The organism is Pirellulales bacterium (assembly GCA_036499395.1).
In the GTDB taxonomy this organism is placed as follows: domain Bacteria; phylum Planctomycetota; class Planctomycetia; order Pirellulales; family JACPPG01; genus JACPPG01.
The window spans coordinates 23,778-41,076 of record DASYDW010000100.1 but is presented as its reverse complement, the minus strand read 5'-3'; the positions used below and the strand labels follow the sequence as shown (position 1 = coordinate 41,076).

The following is a 17,299-nucleotide window of genomic DNA, read 5'->3' as shown; positions in this document are numbered from 1 at the left end:
GTAGGTGACCGCCCCACGGCCGGACAAATCCTTCGGGATAGGAGAGATCACGAATCTACGGGAGCAGCCCCGACCGTCATTCGGACGCGACTCGCAATTCAAGCTCGTCATGCTCGAGCAGCGCCTTATCGATATGATCTTCCGCATCGTCAAAAGATCTAATCGCTTTTTCCGGGTCGATCTGATCCCCCTTGACGAGGTCCGATAGCGTAGAAACGTGCTCGGCTTCCTCGTCGACATGCTTTTCGATCTTGGCCAGGGAATCGAGCGCGGCCTTATTACCGGCCAGTTCCTTCTTTTCCTCCGCAAGATACTTCTGTGTCAGCTTGACGTTGCTCGCCAATTCCTCGACGTGCGAGCGGGCGACGATGGGCGAGACGGGTTGATTCGTCCGGCGAGACCGTTGCGCAAACAGGCGCAGATCGCGCGATGTGTCGCGCGAGTGACGCATTGACCGCGCCGACGAGCGGCTCTAGGCATCTCCTCGAACTTTCGAGCCGGCATCGCGGATTTGTGCGAAAGCAATTAAGCCGCCACCAACAACCACAGCGACTGCCACCAACGGAACCAGACCGTTTCTCTTTCGAATGAACATGAACAGGTTCCTCCGACGAGTTGCGTGCGATGGAATCGTGTCCGCCATGACCCCTTCAGCCGGGATGATAAACCTCGGTCGGCGCGGATCAAGATTTTCGCCATATCTGCACGTCCACGAATAAACGGCGATGCATGAGACAAAGCGCCTGACAAAGCCCCGAAGAGAAATTGGGCTGCCATGACTCCACCCGACGCACCGTCATTTCAGGTGCCCAACCCAATCGAATCCCGCCACATTCCACGGCACGGACTGCCTCGCCATACCCCGCATGCGGATAGCGGGCCAGAGGGATTGGGTGATCGAGAAATTGGGAACTCTGTTGCTCCAACATCCCGTATGGCGCGGTCGAGATGAACCCTTCTCACGAGTTGTCGCAGCCGCCGATCCGATGACTCCTTCGGCACAAATCGGCTTCGCCGGATTTCGACGGCGCTCGGCCGTGGCTACCCATTCATTTTGCGCAATTGCTGACAACGAGCCGCGCTGAAGGCGCATCCAAAGGATCTTCTCCAACTTCGGTGTCCCGGCGGCCGTATTTGACCACCGGGTGGCACTTTTTTTGTTGTCGAGGATGCACCGCAATCTGCCTCCGCGCAACAGAAAGTCGCAGTCGTAGGGATGGGCCCGGCAATGGCGATTCGTCCCTTCGTACCGCCATGCAAGGCCAATTTGCCCCTCCCTTTAGACGGGGAGCTGCCGTTTCATAACGAATTCGTAAGAGGAGAGCACCTGGCTCTTCGTGACAAATTCGTAAGAGGGTGCCGTTTTGGGCAAGGACAAATTGACGACGTTGATCTCACGTAATACGATCAAGTGATGCGATTCGTCGGACGTTGTTTCTCTCTGCGTTTTGGCAACTGCTGGGTTGTCGGGAGGGAACCAACGGACGGAATGGATCGTATTCACCATGTGGCGGCCGGTGTCGACGTAAATGTTGGTGGTCGTCCTCTCTTTCGTGGTGGCATGCCAGCGCTAAAGAAGATGTGCTGATCATCTTCCCCTCCTTGATTCCCGTTAAGTGATTCAGTTCGCGACCTCAGAAGCAATCAACGAGCGAAAATCCATGAAAGTCTCGCCGCTCCCGGCACTCGTCTTGGCACTGGCCGCTCTCTCCTTGCCTGCTTGCAACAGGCACGTGGAAGAGCAGCACCACGAAGCCCATAAGATCACTGCCACGAATCCGCAATTGCAACCGGTCACCCTGACGCAACCGTATGTCTGCCAGATCCACTCGCAGCGGCACATCAACGTGCGAGCGTTGGAGATGGGTTACCTCGAGGCGATCCAAATCAAAGAAGGGCAGCGCGTCAAGGAAAATGATTTATTATTCACTGTTCGTCCCATTCTCTACCAGTCGAAGCTGGATGCGGAGAATGCCGAGGCCAAGCTCGCCAGTCTGCAGTTGACGTACACTCAGAAGCTCGCCAAGGACAAAGTGGTCTCTGAAAACGAAGTGCTCTTACGTCAAGCCGAGTTGTCGAGGGCTCAGGCCAAGGCGAATCTTGCGGCGGCCGAACTGGATTTCGCCACGGTCAAGGCCCCCTTCGACGGTATTGTCGACCGCTTGCACCATCAGCAGGGGAGCCTGGTCCAAGAGGGAGAGGTCCTCACGACCATGTCGGACAACAGCCTGATGTGGGTTTATTTCAACGTCCCCGAGGCTCGCTACCTCGAATACATGCAGGATCCGCATAAGGACGATCTGAAAATCGAGCTCCAGCTAGCCAACGGCGAGAAGTTCAACCAGTTGGGCAAGATCGGCGCGATCGAAGCCGACTTCAACAACCAGACCGGCAATATCCCCTTCCGCGCCGACTTCCCCAATCCGGACCGCCTGCTGCGTCATGGTCAGACGGGCACCATCTTGCTCAGCCGCGTGCAGAACGACTCTATCGTCATCCCGCAACGCGCGACCTTCGAGGTCCTGCAAAAGCGGTACGTGTACATCGTTGACGCCGAGAACGTGGCCCATCAGCGCGAGATCACCGTCCAAAATGAATTGGAAGACCTCTTCGTCATCGAGAAGGGGATCAGCGCCGAGGACAAGATCGTTCTCGAAGGGATCCGGCAGGTTCGCGACGGCGACAAAGTGGAATACGAGGATCGTGCCTCGGAACAGGTTGCTCAGAACCTGAAATTCCACGCGGAATAGTCACCGCGGTGCGGTCCTGAAGTACGGAAATTAGCGAGATCCCCTCAGAAATATGTTTTCACAATTTCTCCATCGACCGGCGTTGGCGATCGTTATCTCGATCATCATCCTGTTCTTGGGGGGATTGTCGATCACGACCCTGCCAATTTCGCAGTTTCCGAACGTTGCGCCGCCGAGCGTCGTCGTTACGCTCGCCTATCCCGGCGCCAGTGCTCAGGTGTTGGTCGACTCGGTGCTGGTCATCCTGGAGCAGTCCATCAATGGCGTACAGAACATGCGCTATATGGTCTCCGCCGGAACGAGTGCCGGCGAGGCCACGATCCTGATCATCTTCGAGCCCGGCTCGGATCCGAACGTGGCCGTCTTGAACGTGCAGAACCGTATCCAAACGGTCAAGCAACGGCTTCCACCGATCGTCGAGTTGGAGGGCATCATCGTCCTCCAGTCCATGACGAGCATGTTGATGTACGTCAACATCTACAGCACGGATCCGTCCCATAATCAGGATTTCCTCTATAACTACGCGTTCGTTAACATTGTTCCCGAGATCAAGCGCGTCCGGGGCGTCGGCAGCGCGAATATTCTCGGCAGCCGCGCGCTAGCCATGCGGGTGTGGTTGAACGTCGATCGCATGAGGGCCTACAACGTCTCATCCGACGACGTCATGGAGGCCATCAGAAAACAGAGTATGCTCGGGTCCCCCGGGCGACTTGGCCAGGCGACCGGCAGAACGTCGCAAACAATCGAGTACGTGCTGACCTGGGTCGGCCGCTACAACAAGCCGGAGCAGTATGAGAATATCGTCTTGAAGGCCAATCCTGATGGTGAGATCCTGCGACTCAAGGATATTGCCGAAGTCGAACTCGGCCCTTCGTATTATAATATTTACTCGAATATGGACGGCTATCCTTCGGCGGCCATCGTTCTCAAACAAATCCCCGGCACCAATGCCGCCAACGTCATCGACGAAGTCAAGGAGAAACTCGCCGAGATCAAGGAAAGTTCATTCCCTCCGGGTATGAACTTTCAGGTCAGCTACGACGTTTCCACGTTCCTCGAGGCGTCCATCGAGCAGGTGCTCCACACCTTGCTCGAAGCCTTCGTGTTGGTCTCTCTGGTGGTCTTCCTGTTCCTGGGGGATTGGCGTTCCACGCTCATTCCGACCCTGGCGGTGCCGGTATCGTTGATCGGGACGTTCTTTTTCCTGCAGTTGTTCGGCCTGTCGATCAACCTGATCACACTCTTCGCGCTAGTACTCGCGATCGGCGTCGTGGTCGACGACGCGATCGTGGTGGTCGAGGCCGTGCATGCCAAGATGCACGAAAAGCATCTTTCGCCTTATCGAGCGACCAAGGAAGTTATTAACGAGATCAGCGGTGCGATCATCGCCATCACCCTCGTGATGACCGCGGTCTTCGTTCCGGTGACGTTCATGACTGGGCCGGTGGGCACCTTCTACCGCCAGTTCGGCATCACGATGGCCACCTCCATCATTCTCTCCGGTGTCGTCGCCTTGACGCTTACACCAGTTCTCTGCGCGATGATCCTTAAGCCGCATACCACTCATAAACGGCGGACTCCGCTCGCCATCTTCCTGCGCTTCTTCGATCGTGGCGTCGAGAAGGTGACAACCGGCTATGCCGCGTTCTTGCGGCCGATCGTGACGCGCCGCGCGCTGACGATGTTGGTCATCACGGGCTTTGGCGTCGGCATTTTCCTCGTGAATACTGTGCTGCCCACCGGCTTCATCCCGCTCGAAGACCAAGGGATGATCTACGGGATTCTCCAAACGCCGCCTGGCTCGACGCTCGAGTACACCAACTCCAAGAGCACCGAGCTGCAGGAAATCGCCAAGTCGATCGAAGGCGTGAATTCGGTTTCCGCGTTGGCCGGCTATGAGGTTTTGACTGAGGGCCGCGGCTCGAACGCCGGTACGTGCCTCATCAATTTGAAGAGCTGGTCCGAACGCAAGATGACCTCGAAGCAGATCATCGAGGAACTCGAGCGTGCGTGCAAACAAATGACCAATGTAAAGCTCGAATTCTTCGAGCCCCCCGCCGTCCCCGGCTTCGGCGCTGCCGGCGGTATCTCGTTGCGCGTCTTGGATAAGACGAACACGATGAACTACGTGCGCCTGGGCGAGGAGACCGAGAAGTTCCTCACCGCGTTGGCAAAACGTCCGGAGGTGAAAAGTATCTTCACGTTCTTTGCCAGCAACTATCCGCAGTACGAGCTGGTCATCAATAACGACGTCGCCATGCAGAAGGGCGTGTCGATTAAAGATGCAATGGACAATCTCTCCATCGTCGTGGGCAGCACCTGGGAACAAGGCTTCATTCGCTTCAACCAGTTCTACAAGGTGTTCGTCCAAGCCTTGCCGCAGTTTCGCCGCTACCCTGAGGATTTCGAGAATCTGTTCGTCAAGAACGACAAGGGGGAAATGGTTCCTTACTCTTCGTTCATGACGCTCAAGAAGCAACAAGGCTTGAACGAGATCAACCGTTACAACCTGTATCCCTCAGCTCCGATTCAGCTTTCGCCGGCCCCCGGCTTCAGCAGCGGTCAAGCCATCGACGCGATCAAGCAGGTCGCAGCCGAAACATTGCCGCGCGGTTACGGCCTCGGTTGGGAAGCCCTCGCCTATGACGAGGCGAACAAGGGAAACCTGGCGATCTTCATCTTCATCATCGTGGTCGTGTTCGTTTATCTGGTGCTGGTCGGACAATACGAAAGCTTTATCCTGCCGCTGGCGGTCATCATGTCGCTACCGGTGGGCATCTTCGGTTCGTTCTTATTCCTGCAGGCCATGGGTTTGGCCAATGACGTGTACTGCCAGATCGGCCTGGTTATGCTCGTCGGTCTGTTGGGCAAGAACGCGATTCTTATCGTCGAATTCGCCGTCCAACGACATCATGAAGGTGTGAGCATCAAGGACGCAGCCATCGAAGGCGGTAAGCTGCGCTTCCGGCCGATTCTGATGACGTCCTTCGCGTTTATCGCCGGTCTGATTCCCTTGGTTCGCGCCAGCGGCCCGGGGGCCATCGGCAACCGCACGATTGGCACGACGGCTGTCGGTGGAATGCTCTTGGGTACCATCATCGGGGTATTGGTTATCCCCGGCCTGTACTATGTGTTCGCGGTGATGTCCGGGGACCGTAAGCTGCTGCAGGATGAGACCGGCGAACCTCTTAGTGAGGTCCTCGAGCATAAGCTGCCTTCCGACGAACCGGAACACGGCTGATCCCCCTGGGTTTGCCGTAGGCCGATCGTCGAGGATTTATGTTCTCGCTCGCTGCGTGACACGCACGACGAGACATTGCCGACAACCGCCGCCCGACCATCCACGTTCGCCCCGCGTTGTTAGCACTTGCCACGTACGTCGCGGAGTTTGCTGAATCAGCGCTGCGGCGTTGTGTCCGGTTGCTAGCAGGTCCGTCAAACTCACCGCAGCCGTTTCCGGACGCAGCGACGCAGATACGTCGGCCGGACGACGTGTCGTGGCCATCCCATCAGCCGTCGCCTGATTGGCGAAACAGGGCGGTGCGTGATTCACGAACAGCTACTCGAAACGATCTCGGGATCACAACTCACGAACCACTGTCCTGATGAGAGTTGCGCCTGCTATCAAGCTATCAGACGGCGACCGCATAGCGTTGCAGCGCTGGGCGCGTGGACGTTCGACCCCTGCGCGATTAGTGCTGCGATCGAAAATCGCCCTTTTGGCCGCCTCTGGTTTGCATAACGAGGAGATCGCTCGAGACCTTCGCTGTAGCACCAAGACGGTCTGTCTGTGGAGACGCCGCTTCGCCGAACGCGGTCTCGCCGGAATTGAGAGAGATGCCCCGCGGGGTGGCAAGCGCACCGAAAAATCCGCACTGCTGGCTCAGCAGATCCTTCACAAGACGCTCCATGAGCCACCTCCCCATCGTGCCCGCTGGAGCACTCGTTCGCTAGCAGCGGCTCTCGGAACTTCTCCCGCCATGGTGCAGCGCGTGTGGAAGAGCCACGGCCTGACAACAAGCTAGCAATGCCTGCACTACCTCTTAATTTCCCATCTGCTTGAATCGCGATTGCTAGCATCGACATCGCGGGCGCTGCGCGCCTCAACGGTGTTAGCTTGTAGCGACTGATCGCAATTCATCACCGCATCGCCACTCTCGTCGACGATGCAAGTCTTGGATATCGCACTTTCGTACGAGCAGGACGCTCGTGTGCGATCACCGCTGCCGGGAAGGTTAGCTTCATGCGACGGAGCCGGTCTGGCTTGGCGCTCAAGTTATGGGGCGCGCTGCCAACCATGTATTCCGTTCCCGCGTGGGCTCGGGTCGGGCAACCTGAGCGGATTGCCGACAAGCGAAAGCTCATCAAGGACGAGACGGATGAAGACCTTAGCGAGATCTTCGAGAACCAAATACTTACCAATCGCGATCATTTCAGCGTGCGCCTGTGGCCTGCTGATCTTATTGCCTGCCTGCGGAATACCCAAGCTCCGCGGGCCGCAGGTGGCGGCGCCAATTCCGCCAGACTTCAACGGCGTGTCCACCGCCGACAATACGTCGTGGATGCCGCCCGCCGCGTTTTTCAACAATGACGGACCGCTGCTCTCGTTGATTGACCAGGCGCTGGTCTTCAACCAGGAACTGCGCATCCTGGCTCAGGATATCGCGATCGCCAACAACGAGATCTGGCGTCGCTCGGGTGCTTACTTGCCCTTTGTCAGTCTTGGGGCAAACGCGTCGTACGATAAGCTCAGCACTTACACCCCCCTGGGCGCCGACCTCAGCCAGATCGTGACGCCCAACGGCGGACCATTTCCGAACCCGCTGCCTGATTTCTTGCTGGGGGCCAGCCTTACCTGGCAGGTCGACATCTGGAGGCAATTGCGCAATGCTCGCGACGCGCAAGGAATGCGCTACCTCGGTACGATCGACGGACGAAATTTCATCGTCACCCGCATGGTCGCCGAGATCGCCGAGAACTATTACACGCTGATGGGGCTCGATCGACAACTCGAGACCTTGGATAACACCATCGCGTTGATGGAGCAAAGTCTGCAACTGGCCAAGGCCCAGAAGGAAGGGGCCCGAGGCACTGAATTGGGCGTCCAACGTTTCCTGGCCGAAGTTCGCAAGAATCAGAGCCAGAAGCTGATCATCTATCAGGAAATTGTTCAGACCGAAAACCGCATCAATTTTCTCTGCGGTCGTTTCCCGCAGCCGGTGCAACGCACATCGGCCGCCTTCCTCGATTTGCAACTGCAGGCGCTGAACGTCGGTGTACCGTCGCAACTCTTGCAGAATCGCCCGGATATTCGCCAGGCCGAGCGCGAACTGGCGGCTTCCGGCATCGACATCCGCGTAGCCCGGGCTAACTTCTTCCCACGGCTGATCATCACCTCCGGCGTGGGCTACGAAGCCTTCCAGCCTAAGTACATATTCTTCACCCCCGAGTCCTTGATTTACAGCGTGGCCGGCGGACTGGTCGCTCCGTTAGTCAATCGGCGAGCGATCCAGGCGGATTACATGAACGCCAATGCACGTCAGTTGCAGGCGCTCTACGAGTATCAACGCACGATCCTGAATGGATTTACCGAGGTGATCAACGCCGTGGCTAAGGTGCAGAATTACAGCCGCAGCATCGAGATCAAGAAGCAACAACTGGTCGCCTTGGAAGAGGCCGTGGATATCGCGGGCAAGCTCTTCCAGAACGCTCGTATCGAATACCTGGATGTGCTAACTGCCTTGCGAGACCGCAACGACGCAAGAATCGTCATCATCGAAACCAAGCAAGAGCAACTGTCCGCCGTGGTGAATGCGTATCAGGCGCTCGGCGGTGGTTGGCGTAACGTGGGCGGCCCGATCCAGGTCATGGTCCCGACTCCGCCGCGGTTCCGGATACCGTTCCTACAGCCCGAGGCGCCGGCCGAGGAAGTACCAGCCCCCGGCCAGGACCAGGAAGCCATACCCCCTGGCCCGCCGGTTCAAGGCCAGCCTGGCCCCGCCGGGCAAGGGCCCAATCCGCCAGGCCCCGCGATCCAGGGGCCGGCGCCGCGTGGCCCCGTCATTCCTGGACCGGTCCCCCCTGCCCCCGCGATGCAGGCACCGCCATCGGTCGAGAATCGGCGACAACCGTCGCGTATACCTCCCGTATCGTGAGCTATGCAAGCCGCGTGAGGCCTAGGGCGAGATTCTCTCATCTCGTCCTAGGCCTTCACAATTTCCGTCCGGCGGAAAGCGATCACGACAGGCGATGAGTCGCTTGAAGCATGAGTTCGCGAAGCGATGCGAGATCAGGCGTCCTCGGCTTTCGGAACGCATCAGGCACTCTATTCCCAAGACGCGGCCTATTTGCCGAGCGTGGTTTCTACGTTTCGACCGAGGGATGCAAGCGCCCCATCGCGCACTTACAATTCTCGCGACGTCTGGCGTGAGATCTTCCCGGCGACTGCGTCTGTCCAAAGCCCGTCATTTCTGGGCCAAAACCGCCTTTTTTCTCGGGGCAATCGCAACCTCAACCTCGTCTCCGCGGGAGACTATAATGTTAAGCTCAAGTTGCTTGCCCCGATCGAATGCGGAACGTCTCCTTCGTTTTTCACCTGCAGTGAGTCAGTTAGATGGCGGATACGAGAACGCTCGAGCAGCTGCGCCAACATTATGAGATTGAAAAGGAACTGGCCAACCGGCTGCGCAACGCCACGAAGGAAGAGCGCCGTACGCTGTTTGGCGAAGTCTACGACGAAATGTTTCGACGGGTGCCCTTGCATCCGCAACACGTTCAGAAGCAATCTCCCGAGATCAAGGCAGCTTCCGTCGCCCGGCAGTACCAATTTCTCAAGCGCTTCATCAAGCCGAGCGACACCTATCTGGAAGTCGGTGCCGGCGACTGTGCCGTGGCACTCGAGATGACGAAACACGTCAAGCAGGTCTACGCCGTCGATGTCTCGGACGAAGTGACCAAGGGCTTTACACCCCCCTCAAACTTCAAGTTGATCCTCTCCGACGGCACGAGTATTCCGGTGCCGCCGAACAGCGTGCAAGTGGCCTACAGCAACCAACTGATGGAGCACCTGCATCCTGATGACGCGCTGGAACAACTGCAAAACATCTATCATGCCTTATCGCCGGGCGGGAGATACGTCTGCATCACCCCTAGTCGTCTCAGCGGACCGCACGACGTTTCCGAGGCGTTCGATTCCGTGGCGACGGGATTCCATTTGAAAGAGTACACGGTCACCGAATTGAAGCCCCTGTTCAAAAAGGTTGGCTTCGCTAAGTGTTCGTTCTATGTCATGGCCAAAAACTTCGTCGTGCGGATGCCAATGTTTGCGATCCTCGCCTTCGAGGCCTTGCTCAACGCGCTCCCCAGAAGCCTCAGCGTTCGCATCGCCCGCAACCCAGTGCTGTAACGTTGCGTGGCCATCCGCTTGGTGGGGCACAAGTAGTCGGAACTCCGTTCCAAAATTCGATGCTTGGCCGTCTCGTATTCTGACCCGCAACTTTGCGGCTTCGTTCTCAACTGTTGCGATTCTTCTACCGGCATGCAAAACTAGCGCGTTGCATTCATCCGCAAGGGCTCACGCGCCGCCGCCGGCCGGAGTAGATACTTTTGCCCGACACTTGCCGCGGCCTCGCTGAATCGCCCGTCGGCCGCGCATCCCCCTGGCGCACCGCGATCCTTGCTCTGGTCGTCGCTGTCGCCGCGGCAGGAGTCATAACGTGCCGCTTCGCGCCACGCTTTGGGCTGTGGCGAGGACTATCGTTCGGCGAAGACTTGCCGTGGGGCCTTCGCCATGAACCGGAATTGGATCGGGCGCTCGTTTCGTTGGCTCAGCTCGACGACCCCTGCGCGCCGATTACGAATCCGACTCATCAGGTTATCGCCTGGCGGCTCTTCTTTCCCGTCAGTTGGCACTTTTTCCACTTACCCAGGTCCTGGTATGTCGCCCTGCCGCAAATTGGTTGCGTACTCGCTCTCTGGGGTGTCGCATGGCTGACGCACCAACGATTTGGACGTTGGTGGCCGACATGCCTAGCCACCGGTCTGTTCGCCGCTCTCCCGTGGTTCTTCGTCTCCAGCAGTTGGCTAGTGCATTTCGACTCGTGGCTAACTATTGGACTACTGACGGCCGCGTTTGCGCCGTCGCGCTGGCTACTGGCGTTTGCCTGCCTCATAACACCGTGGGTCGATGAACGTTTCGTCCTCGCCTTGCCGGCGACGATGGCAGTGCGAGCCATTGCGCGGCGGCAGATCGAACAAAAGCAGTGGCGCGAATTGTTGCTGGACCTGGTCGTGGCCACGGTCGCCAGTGTGCCTTATCCAGCGATTCGCGCTGTTGCCTGGCTGCGTGGCGACCCCGGTTCGACGGCTTACGTGAAGGACCACTTGAGCGCCGTACGCGACGTCGCATGGACGAGTTTTGCCAAGGCGCTCTGGTCGGGATATCGCGCCGGATGGCTCGTCATCGGCGCCGCGATTGTCCTGGTTTGGCGCCGCGTCGGCGCAGGCTGGGCTTTGACCTTCGTCTTCCTCGTAATTGGCACAGCCGTCGGTGGGCTGTTTATTGCCGCCGACATGTCGCGCTCGTTGATGATGAGCAGCCCTGCATTTCTCTTGAGCATTTGGCTATGCGAGGAGTGGCGACTTCAAACGATTCACAAACCGTTGCCAGGCAGGCCGGCAATGCTTGCCGCAATGTTCCTACCGGCGGTGGTGCTCGCCAACCTGTCGTTACCCGCTTATCACGTAATGTGGATGCGCAGCTGGCAAGTTGAAACACTGGCGACCGAAATCAAGAACTGGATCGATCCGCCGCCCCTACTAGTGGCGGGTCAAGACCTGATTCGAGGACGACAGTTCTTGGAGCAAGGCAGCACGGCCGACGCGCTACGAAGTTACGACTCCGCGATCCTCCACGCGGAAGGCGCCTACCCGCTGGCCCTTATCGAACGCGCCAATCTGCGGATACAGAACGGCAATATCAGCGGGGCCGAGTCGGATGTGAATGATGCCCTGCGCGAAGTACCAGATTATCCGTTCGCACTCTTACTTCGCGCGGCCTTCCGCCTGGACCACGGCCAGGCATCGCTCGCCGCTGCGGACTTACAACGGGCCCTGTCCAAAGCGCCGGCCGACTGGCCCTATCGTGAGAAGGCGCAATCGCTCCTCGAAAAAGCCACGGGCAATCGCACGCCGCAAAATGGCCCATAACAACCTCGGCAATTGCGGTAGGGCGCGGCAGAATCGGCTGCCACACGGAAAGCGACTCCATTGGTGCGACAGGTGGCAACGAAAGCGAACGCCTCGGCTGGTATCGAGCAGTCGGGCGGGATTAACTCGGACGCTGCCGCGATTGTTTCAGTTAATCTGCCGGCAGTTTGTTTAGCTACAGCAAGTCGATACCGTCGATCCCCCCTGCAGACAAGGCCGCGAAACGCGAGCAACGTGCCGTCGACGCAACGTCAACTCCACAACTCTGCGATAGGCTTCCCTTCCGACAGAATTGGCACCGGCCGACCCATGCTATCAGGAAAGACGCGCGCGGTATTAATGCCCAAAAAGTTATAGACCGTGGCCAGAACATCTCCGGGCGAAAAAGGATGCGTCACAGGATACATGCCCTGGCTGTCGGTGGCGCCGATCGTACGCCCAACATTCATCCCGCCTCCGGCAAACAGTACTGAAAACGCACCGGGCCAATGGTCCCGTCCTGCTTGGGGATTAATCTTGGGTGTGCGGCCGAACTCGCCGGAGACCAATAAGAGAACGTGCCGATCAAGGTGCCTTTGATACAAGTCCGTTACCAATGCGGCGAGCGCGCGATCGACGGGGGGGAGCGACTTGTTTTTGAGCGTGGTGAAGTTGTCGACGTGCGTATCCCACTCTCCGCCGGACAGCACCGTGACGAATGTAACGCCCGCTTCCACCAATCGTCGTGCAAGCAGACAACCTTGACCGGCAGACGTGCGGCCATATAACTCGCGCGTAGCGGTCGGCTCCTGGCTCAAGTCGAAGGCCTTTTGTGCATGTGGGCCGCTGACCATTTCAATGGCCTGGCGCGAGAACTTGTCGAGCGCCAGAAACTCGCCTGCGCGGTCACTGTCATGCCGCAACCGATCGAGTTTGTGCAGCAGGTCGGTGCGGTCTTCGAGACGCGCAACGGTCATGTCACTGGGGAAGTTAAGATTCCGTACCTTATATTGTGCAGAATTCGGATCGCTTTCGATCGTGAACGGATTGTAAGCAGCGCCGAGAAAAGCGGCGGCGCCCAGCAACTGTCGCCGCGGAATGCTGACATAGGCTGGCAAGCCCTGAACGTTCGCTCCTCGCGCCTGGGCCACTATTGACCCACATGATGGATTCACGTTCCTCGTCGTTGACGGGGGCGGGCGGTGGCCGGTCATCATCCAGTGCGATGCCGGCAAATGGCCCGGCTCGAGGTGGGCCACCGATCGTACGATCGTCAGATATTTCAGTGCACTCGCCAGATGCGGCAAGTGCTCGCAAATCTGCACACCAGGAACACTGGTAGATACGGGAAGAAACTCTCCGCGAATTTCAGCCGGTGCGCCAGGCTTCAGGTCATAGAGGTCAATCTGGCTCGGCCCCCCTCCCATGAACACATGGATCACTGCGGTATCAACTGGCTGGGCCGCTTCGGCGCGACAGCGCAAGCAGTCCGCCAACGTGAGATTGCCCAGTGCCAGTGAGCCGATCTGCAGCACGGTCCTGCGCGAAATGCGGGCGTGATGCGAACTTGGATCAGGCGACATGTCGTCGTCCCCTCACGGCTGGCATGCGCTATCGACAGAAATCAGCGCCTCTCGAGAAATTCTAACAAGTGACTGGGTATGTGCGTAAGACACGTTCAAAAACCTGATCGCGACATTTGGGAGGCGGCCGGTCGAATTAGAATCTGTGGGAGGAGTTTCCGGCCCATTTCGTCTATGCATGAATTGGCAACAGCGAAAGCGTCGCACGAAAGCATTATCTGCAACTGACGGATGAGCACTTCGCGCGGGCCATCAAGAGCAAACCGAAAGCGGCGCAGCAGGCGCACGCAGAGGAGCGCACCGAGTCGCACGAGCAACCATCAGCGCATAAGAAAGCCCCGGTTTTGCCGGGGCCAGCGGTATCCTGCGAATACTTGCCATTATGTCAAGTACCCCCACGGGGAGTCGAACCCCGGTTTTCGGGCTGAGAACCCGACGTCCTAGGCCTCTAGACGATGGGGGCGTGCGCGCGCCAAGCAGGCTGACTCGATCTCGATCGAACCGCGCCGCCGACGAACTCTTTCGCCCATCGCCGCGGGCCTGTGGCCCGGGCTGTCCTCTGCAGGACAGGGCGAAGCTAGTTTGGTACCTCCTTATCGCCTGGCTGTCAACCCGGGGTGACGGCCTACGCGATCGGGTGATCATAAATTCTCAACGACTCGTACCAAGAGACGATTCCCCTCGGTCGCCTTCAATGCCACCCCGGCAACGAGCGAGAAAGGATTCGCATCAGGCCTCGCTCGGACATAGCACCACGGCCGGCTCAATTCTCCGTATCCAGCGTCTGCAATGACTTCTGCCAATCCTCCCATTCGGCCGCGACCTCTTGACCCCGATGTTTGCGGACTTCGCTCAGGGCGACTTGCACCAGCGGCGCCATGCGCGAATCGGTGAGGTTCTTGCGAATGGGCCACAGCTCCATCAAATCGGTCACGGCCTGCTGGTATTCCCCTTTGCGAGCGCGCATTAAACTGGCGCCGGCCAGGCCAAAGGCCCGCTGATCCGGCTCGGGGCTGCCGGCCAATTCTTCGAAGACCATCAACGCCTCGAACTGTCGGTCCATTTGCAGATAGAAAAGGGCCAATTCCTGATTGGCCTTGGCGATCGATTCTCGGTCGCGCGGAAAATATTTGGCGACGCTCTTCAGCCAGGTCTCGCGATTGGTCGGCGACATCGAGGCAAACATGAATTGTTGCCCGCCGTCTTCGTACTTGCGGATCTGGTTTTGCCCGGCGGTGGCGAGCAGCGGCTTTTGCGTTTCCCACGCCAACAATCCGCCGGCGGCAAACGCGGCGATCGTTCCCACTGCGACCAATGCATAGAATCGTCGGCGAATGATCGGCAACGACGATGTTCTCATCACGGCCGCCAGGTGCTGCGTGGCGGCGCCGATCGTAGCCAGCGCTTCGCGCTCCTCGGGCGGCAACTCGTCACTATCTTCCCAGGCGTCGTCGCCCGGCAATTGCAGCATGCGCAAATCGTGCATCAGGTCGCGGGCCGTGGCGTACCGGCCCTGCGGATCCTTGGCCAGCAATTTGTGTACGATCCGGCACAAAGCCGGTGGAAGATCGGTGCGAATATTCTCCAGTCGGCTCGGCTGAGTTTTTAGATGCTGCACCGCGATTGCCAAGGCCGACTCGCCACGAAAAGGCGTGCTGCCGGCCAGCATCTGGTAGCAAGTCACACCAAAGGAATACAAGTCGCTGCGCGGATCGAGCGGCCGCCCCTCGACCTGTTCCGGACTCATGTACAGCGGCGTTCCCATCGTCACGCCGACCTGTGTTAGGGCGAGACCAGCGCCGCCGCTGGCTTGTCGGGCCAGCCCGAAATCCGCCACCTTCACCTCTCCTGATCGCCCGATCATGATGTTCTCGGGCTTGATGTCACGATGCACGATGCCGCGTTCAGCGGCTTTTTGCAGCGCTGCCGTGACTTGCCGCATAATCTTTACAGCCACCGCGACCTCGGGGGGGCCACGGCGGTTCATCCATTCGCTCAGGTTCTGCCCTTGGACATATTCCTGGGCGATGTAATGCACCTGGTCCGCGCACCCGACGGCGTAAATCTGCACGATGTTCGCGTGAACCAGGCTGGCAGCGGCGTGCGCTTCGTTATGAAAGCGTTTGACATAGCTTTCATCCTTGGCGAGATCACTTTTCAGCACTTTGAAAGCAACCTGCCGGCGCAGTGACCGCTGTTCGGCCAGATAAACCTCGGCCATGGCTCCTTGTGCCAGGCGGCGCAGCAAATAGAAATCGTCGAACTGCCGACCGGAAAGATCGACGTCACCAGCGGCATCGCGTGCTTTCGGAGAGACGTCCGCCATGCTGATACGCCGAGGGGTCTCCGCGGGAATATTCTTACTGCTGCAGTCTGGCCGACGGGAGCGTGGCCATAACGACTTCTCGCCGCCGTTCCCTACGCACGCATGCAAGCAAAAAAACGCGCGCCTCGCGTTACCGTGCGCAGCCCACGACTCGCGCGCATCGACCGTTCAAGTATGAACCTGCGCAGCTCAAATGACAACCGAGCGAGCCACGGCAGCAACCGCGCAGAATGCTTAAGCCGTACAAACGGTTACATCTTTTGTCCCAAGGATTCGGCCACACGCCGGCAGAGCGCCATCGTCTCGCCGAATTGCTTGAAGTTCAGCGACTGATAACCGTCAGAAAGCGCATTTTCCGGGTCAGGATGCACTTCCAGAATCAACCCGTCGGCGCCGGCGGCCACGCTTGCCGCGGCCATCCGCGGGACCAGATACGTGTGCCCTGTGCCGTGGCTCGGATCGACAACGACGGGCAAGTGCGTCTTGGCGTGCAGATAAGCCACTGACGCCAGCGGCAATGTGAAACGCGTGTGAGATTCGAAGGTACGGATACCGCGCTCGCATAGCATGACGTCGGGATTGCCCGCGTCGAGAATATATTCCGCCGCCAGCAGCAATTCCTCCATCGTCGCGCTGGGGCCGCGCTTCAACAGCACGGGCTTCCCTCCCTTGCCGGCCGCTTCCAGCAAGCGATAGTTCTGCATGTTGCGCGCGCCGATTTGCAGCACGTCGGCATAACGGGCCACGAGTGCCACATCCTCGGTCGCCACGACTTCGGTGACCACGGCCAACCCAGTGGCCTCGCGCGCGGCAGCCAACAGTTTCAGACCGTCTTCCTTCAGCCCCTGAAAGCTGTAGGGACTGGTGCGCGGTTTGAAGGCGCCGCCACGCAGCGCCGTCGCGCCCGCCGCCTTACATGCCTTCGCGGTGGAGAGCAATTGCTCTTCGGTTTCGACTGAACAGGGGCCGGCGATGACGCCGATCGTGCCCCCGCCGACAGTCAGGCTACCGGCGCGGACGACCGTTGGCTCCTTCTTCACTTCGCGGCTGGCAATCTTGTAGGGAGCCAGGATCGGCAGCACCTCGGCGACGCCGACGCCGCTCTCGAGCGATTCTTTCAAGCCATTGACCTCGGGGCCGATCGCCGCCACGACGGTGCGTTCGACGCCGTGCAGCACGTGCGGCTTCAACCCTAAGTTCGTGATCCGTTCGACCATGTGGTTTACCTGGTCAGCCGTAGCATCTTTATTCATCACGACGATCACCTTGGGTACTCCTCTATGCGGATTTGATAATCTTCAAAACAAAAAAAGCCCCGAAGACCACAGCGGGTCGTCGGGGCTTTGGAAAAACTCTGTCGCGTGAGGTTTAGATACCTCCTCCGGCCCCGCGACCCGTCGGGGTAAAATAAAACCAAAACCAGTAGGTCGTAGCCGCGGAGTTCATGGAAGTAT

Annotated in this window: 11 protein-coding genes and 1 tRNA gene; 5 read left to right on the top strand and 7 right to left on the bottom strand. The window is 58.7% G+C overall.

The window, feature by feature from the left end; translation table 11 throughout:
* Positions 1-76: 76 nt before the first annotated feature.
* Together VGN12_18310 and VGN12_18305 are read right to left on the bottom strand one after the other, a co-directional pair.
* A complete protein-coding gene (locus tag VGN12_18310) occupies positions 77-451 on the bottom strand; it encodes a hypothetical protein (GenBank protein ID HEY4311408.1) in 375 nt (124 codons plus the stop codon).
* 21 nt (positions 452-472) lie between these two features.
* Positions 473-595 carry a hypothetical protein gene (locus VGN12_18305; GenBank protein HEY4311407.1) on the bottom strand — a complete coding sequence of 41 codons (123 nt, stop codon included), beginning with the start codon at positions 593-595 and terminating at the stop codon, positions 473-475.
* Positions 596-1,661: 1,066 nt separating this feature from the next.
* On the opposite strand from VGN12_18305, the gene VGN12_18300 reads away from it, so the two are divergent.
* Both VGN12_18300 and VGN12_18295 read left to right on the top strand, forming a co-directional pair.
* Positions 1,662-2,750 (top strand): efflux RND transporter periplasmic adaptor subunit, encoded by a 1,089-nt coding sequence (locus VGN12_18300; protein ID HEY4311406.1) that lies wholly within the window; start codon positions 1,662-1,664, stop codon positions 2,748-2,750.
* A gap of 52 nt (positions 2,751-2,802) precedes the next feature.
* Positions 2,803-5,991: an efflux RND transporter permease subunit gene (locus tag VGN12_18295; protein HEY4311405.1), complete on the top strand. Its 3,189-nt coding sequence runs from the start codon at positions 2,803-2,805 to the stop codon at positions 5,989-5,991.
* 451 nt (positions 5,992-6,442) lie between these two features.
* On the opposite strand, the gene VGN12_18290 is transcribed toward VGN12_18295, so the two are convergent.
* A complete protein-coding gene (locus VGN12_18290) occupies positions 6,443-6,661 on the bottom strand; it encodes a hypothetical protein (GenBank protein HEY4311404.1) in 219 nt (72 codons plus the stop codon).
* 624 nt (positions 6,662-7,285) lie between these two features.
* On the opposite strand from VGN12_18290, the gene VGN12_18285 reads away from it, so the two are divergent.
* The 3 genes from VGN12_18285 to VGN12_18275 all read left to right on the top strand — a co-directional run bounded on the left by VGN12_18285 (position 7,286) and on the right by VGN12_18275 (position 11,957).
* Positions 7,286-8,905, top strand: coding sequence for a TolC family protein (locus tag VGN12_18285; protein HEY4311403.1), 1,620 nt, complete (start codon positions 7,286-7,288; stop codon positions 8,903-8,905).
* Positions 8,906-9,363: 458 nt separating this feature from the next.
* Positions 9,364-10,155, top strand: coding sequence for a class I SAM-dependent methyltransferase (locus VGN12_18280; protein HEY4311402.1), 792 nt, complete (start codon positions 9,364-9,366; stop codon positions 10,153-10,155).
* Positions 10,156-10,355: 200 nt separating this feature from the next.
* Positions 10,356-11,957: a tetratricopeptide repeat protein gene (locus VGN12_18275; GenBank protein ID HEY4311401.1), complete on the top strand. Its 1,602-nt coding sequence runs from the start codon at positions 10,356-10,358 to the stop codon at positions 11,955-11,957.
* A gap of 251 nt (positions 11,958-12,208) precedes the next feature.
* Here VGN12_18275 and VGN12_18270 read toward each other — a convergent pair whose 3' ends face one another.
* The 4 genes from VGN12_18270 to aroF form a co-directional block, all read right to left on the bottom strand.
* The gene (locus VGN12_18270) at positions 12,209-13,519 is read right to left on the bottom strand and encodes a DUF1501 domain-containing protein (GenBank protein ID HEY4311400.1); all 1,311 of its coding nucleotides are present in this window, start codon (positions 13,517-13,519) and stop codon (positions 12,209-12,211) included.
* A 390-nt stretch (positions 13,520-13,909) separates the two neighbouring features.
* Positions 13,910-13,982 (bottom strand) — tRNA-Glu (locus VGN12_18265).
* A 300-nt stretch (positions 13,983-14,282) separates the two neighbouring features.
* Positions 14,283-15,845 carry a serine/threonine-protein kinase gene (locus VGN12_18260; GenBank protein ID HEY4311399.1) on the bottom strand — a complete coding sequence of 521 codons (1,563 nt, stop codon included), beginning with the start codon at positions 15,843-15,845 and terminating at the stop codon, positions 14,283-14,285.
* Positions 15,846-16,096: 251 nt separating this feature from the next.
* Positions 16,097-17,098: a 3-deoxy-7-phosphoheptulonate synthase gene (gene aroF, locus VGN12_18255; protein ID HEY4311398.1), complete on the bottom strand. Its 1,002-nt coding sequence runs from the start codon at positions 17,096-17,098 to the stop codon at positions 16,097-16,099.
* Positions 17,099-17,299: the final 201 nt, after the last annotated feature.

Excerpts from the sequence above, each read along its gene's own strand:
- VGN12_18310 (HEY4311408.1), bottom strand. The coding sequence starts at position 451 with ATGCGTCACTCGCGCGACACATCGCGCGATCTGCGCCTGTTTGCGCAA.
- VGN12_18305 (HEY4311407.1), bottom strand. The coding sequence starts at position 595 with ATGTTCATTCGAAAGAGAAACGGTCTGGTTCCGTTGGTGGCAGTCGCT.
- VGN12_18300 (HEY4311406.1), top strand. The coding sequence starts at position 1,662 with ATGAAAGTCTCGCCGCTCCCGGCACTCGTCTTGGCACTGGCCGCTCTC.
- VGN12_18295 (HEY4311405.1), top strand. The coding sequence starts at position 2,803 with ATGTTTTCACAATTTCTCCATCGACCGGCGTTGGCGATCGTTATCTCG.
- VGN12_18290 (HEY4311404.1), bottom strand. The coding sequence starts at position 6,661 with ATGGAGCGTCTTGTGAAGGATCTGCTGAGCCAGCAGTGCGGATTTTTC.
- VGN12_18280 (HEY4311402.1), top strand. The coding sequence starts at position 9,364 with ATGGCGGATACGAGAACGCTCGAGCAGCTGCGCCAACATTATGAGATT.
- VGN12_18270 (HEY4311400.1), bottom strand. The coding sequence starts at position 13,519 with ATGTCGCCTGATCCAAGTTCGCATCACGCCCGCATTTCGCGCAGGACC.
- VGN12_18260 (HEY4311399.1), bottom strand. The coding sequence starts at position 15,845 with ATGGCGGACGTCTCTCCGAAAGCACGCGATGCCGCTGGTGACGTCGAT.
- aroF (HEY4311398.1), bottom strand. The coding sequence starts at position 17,098 with ATGAATAAAGATGCTACGGCTGACCAGGTAAACCACATGGTCGAACGG.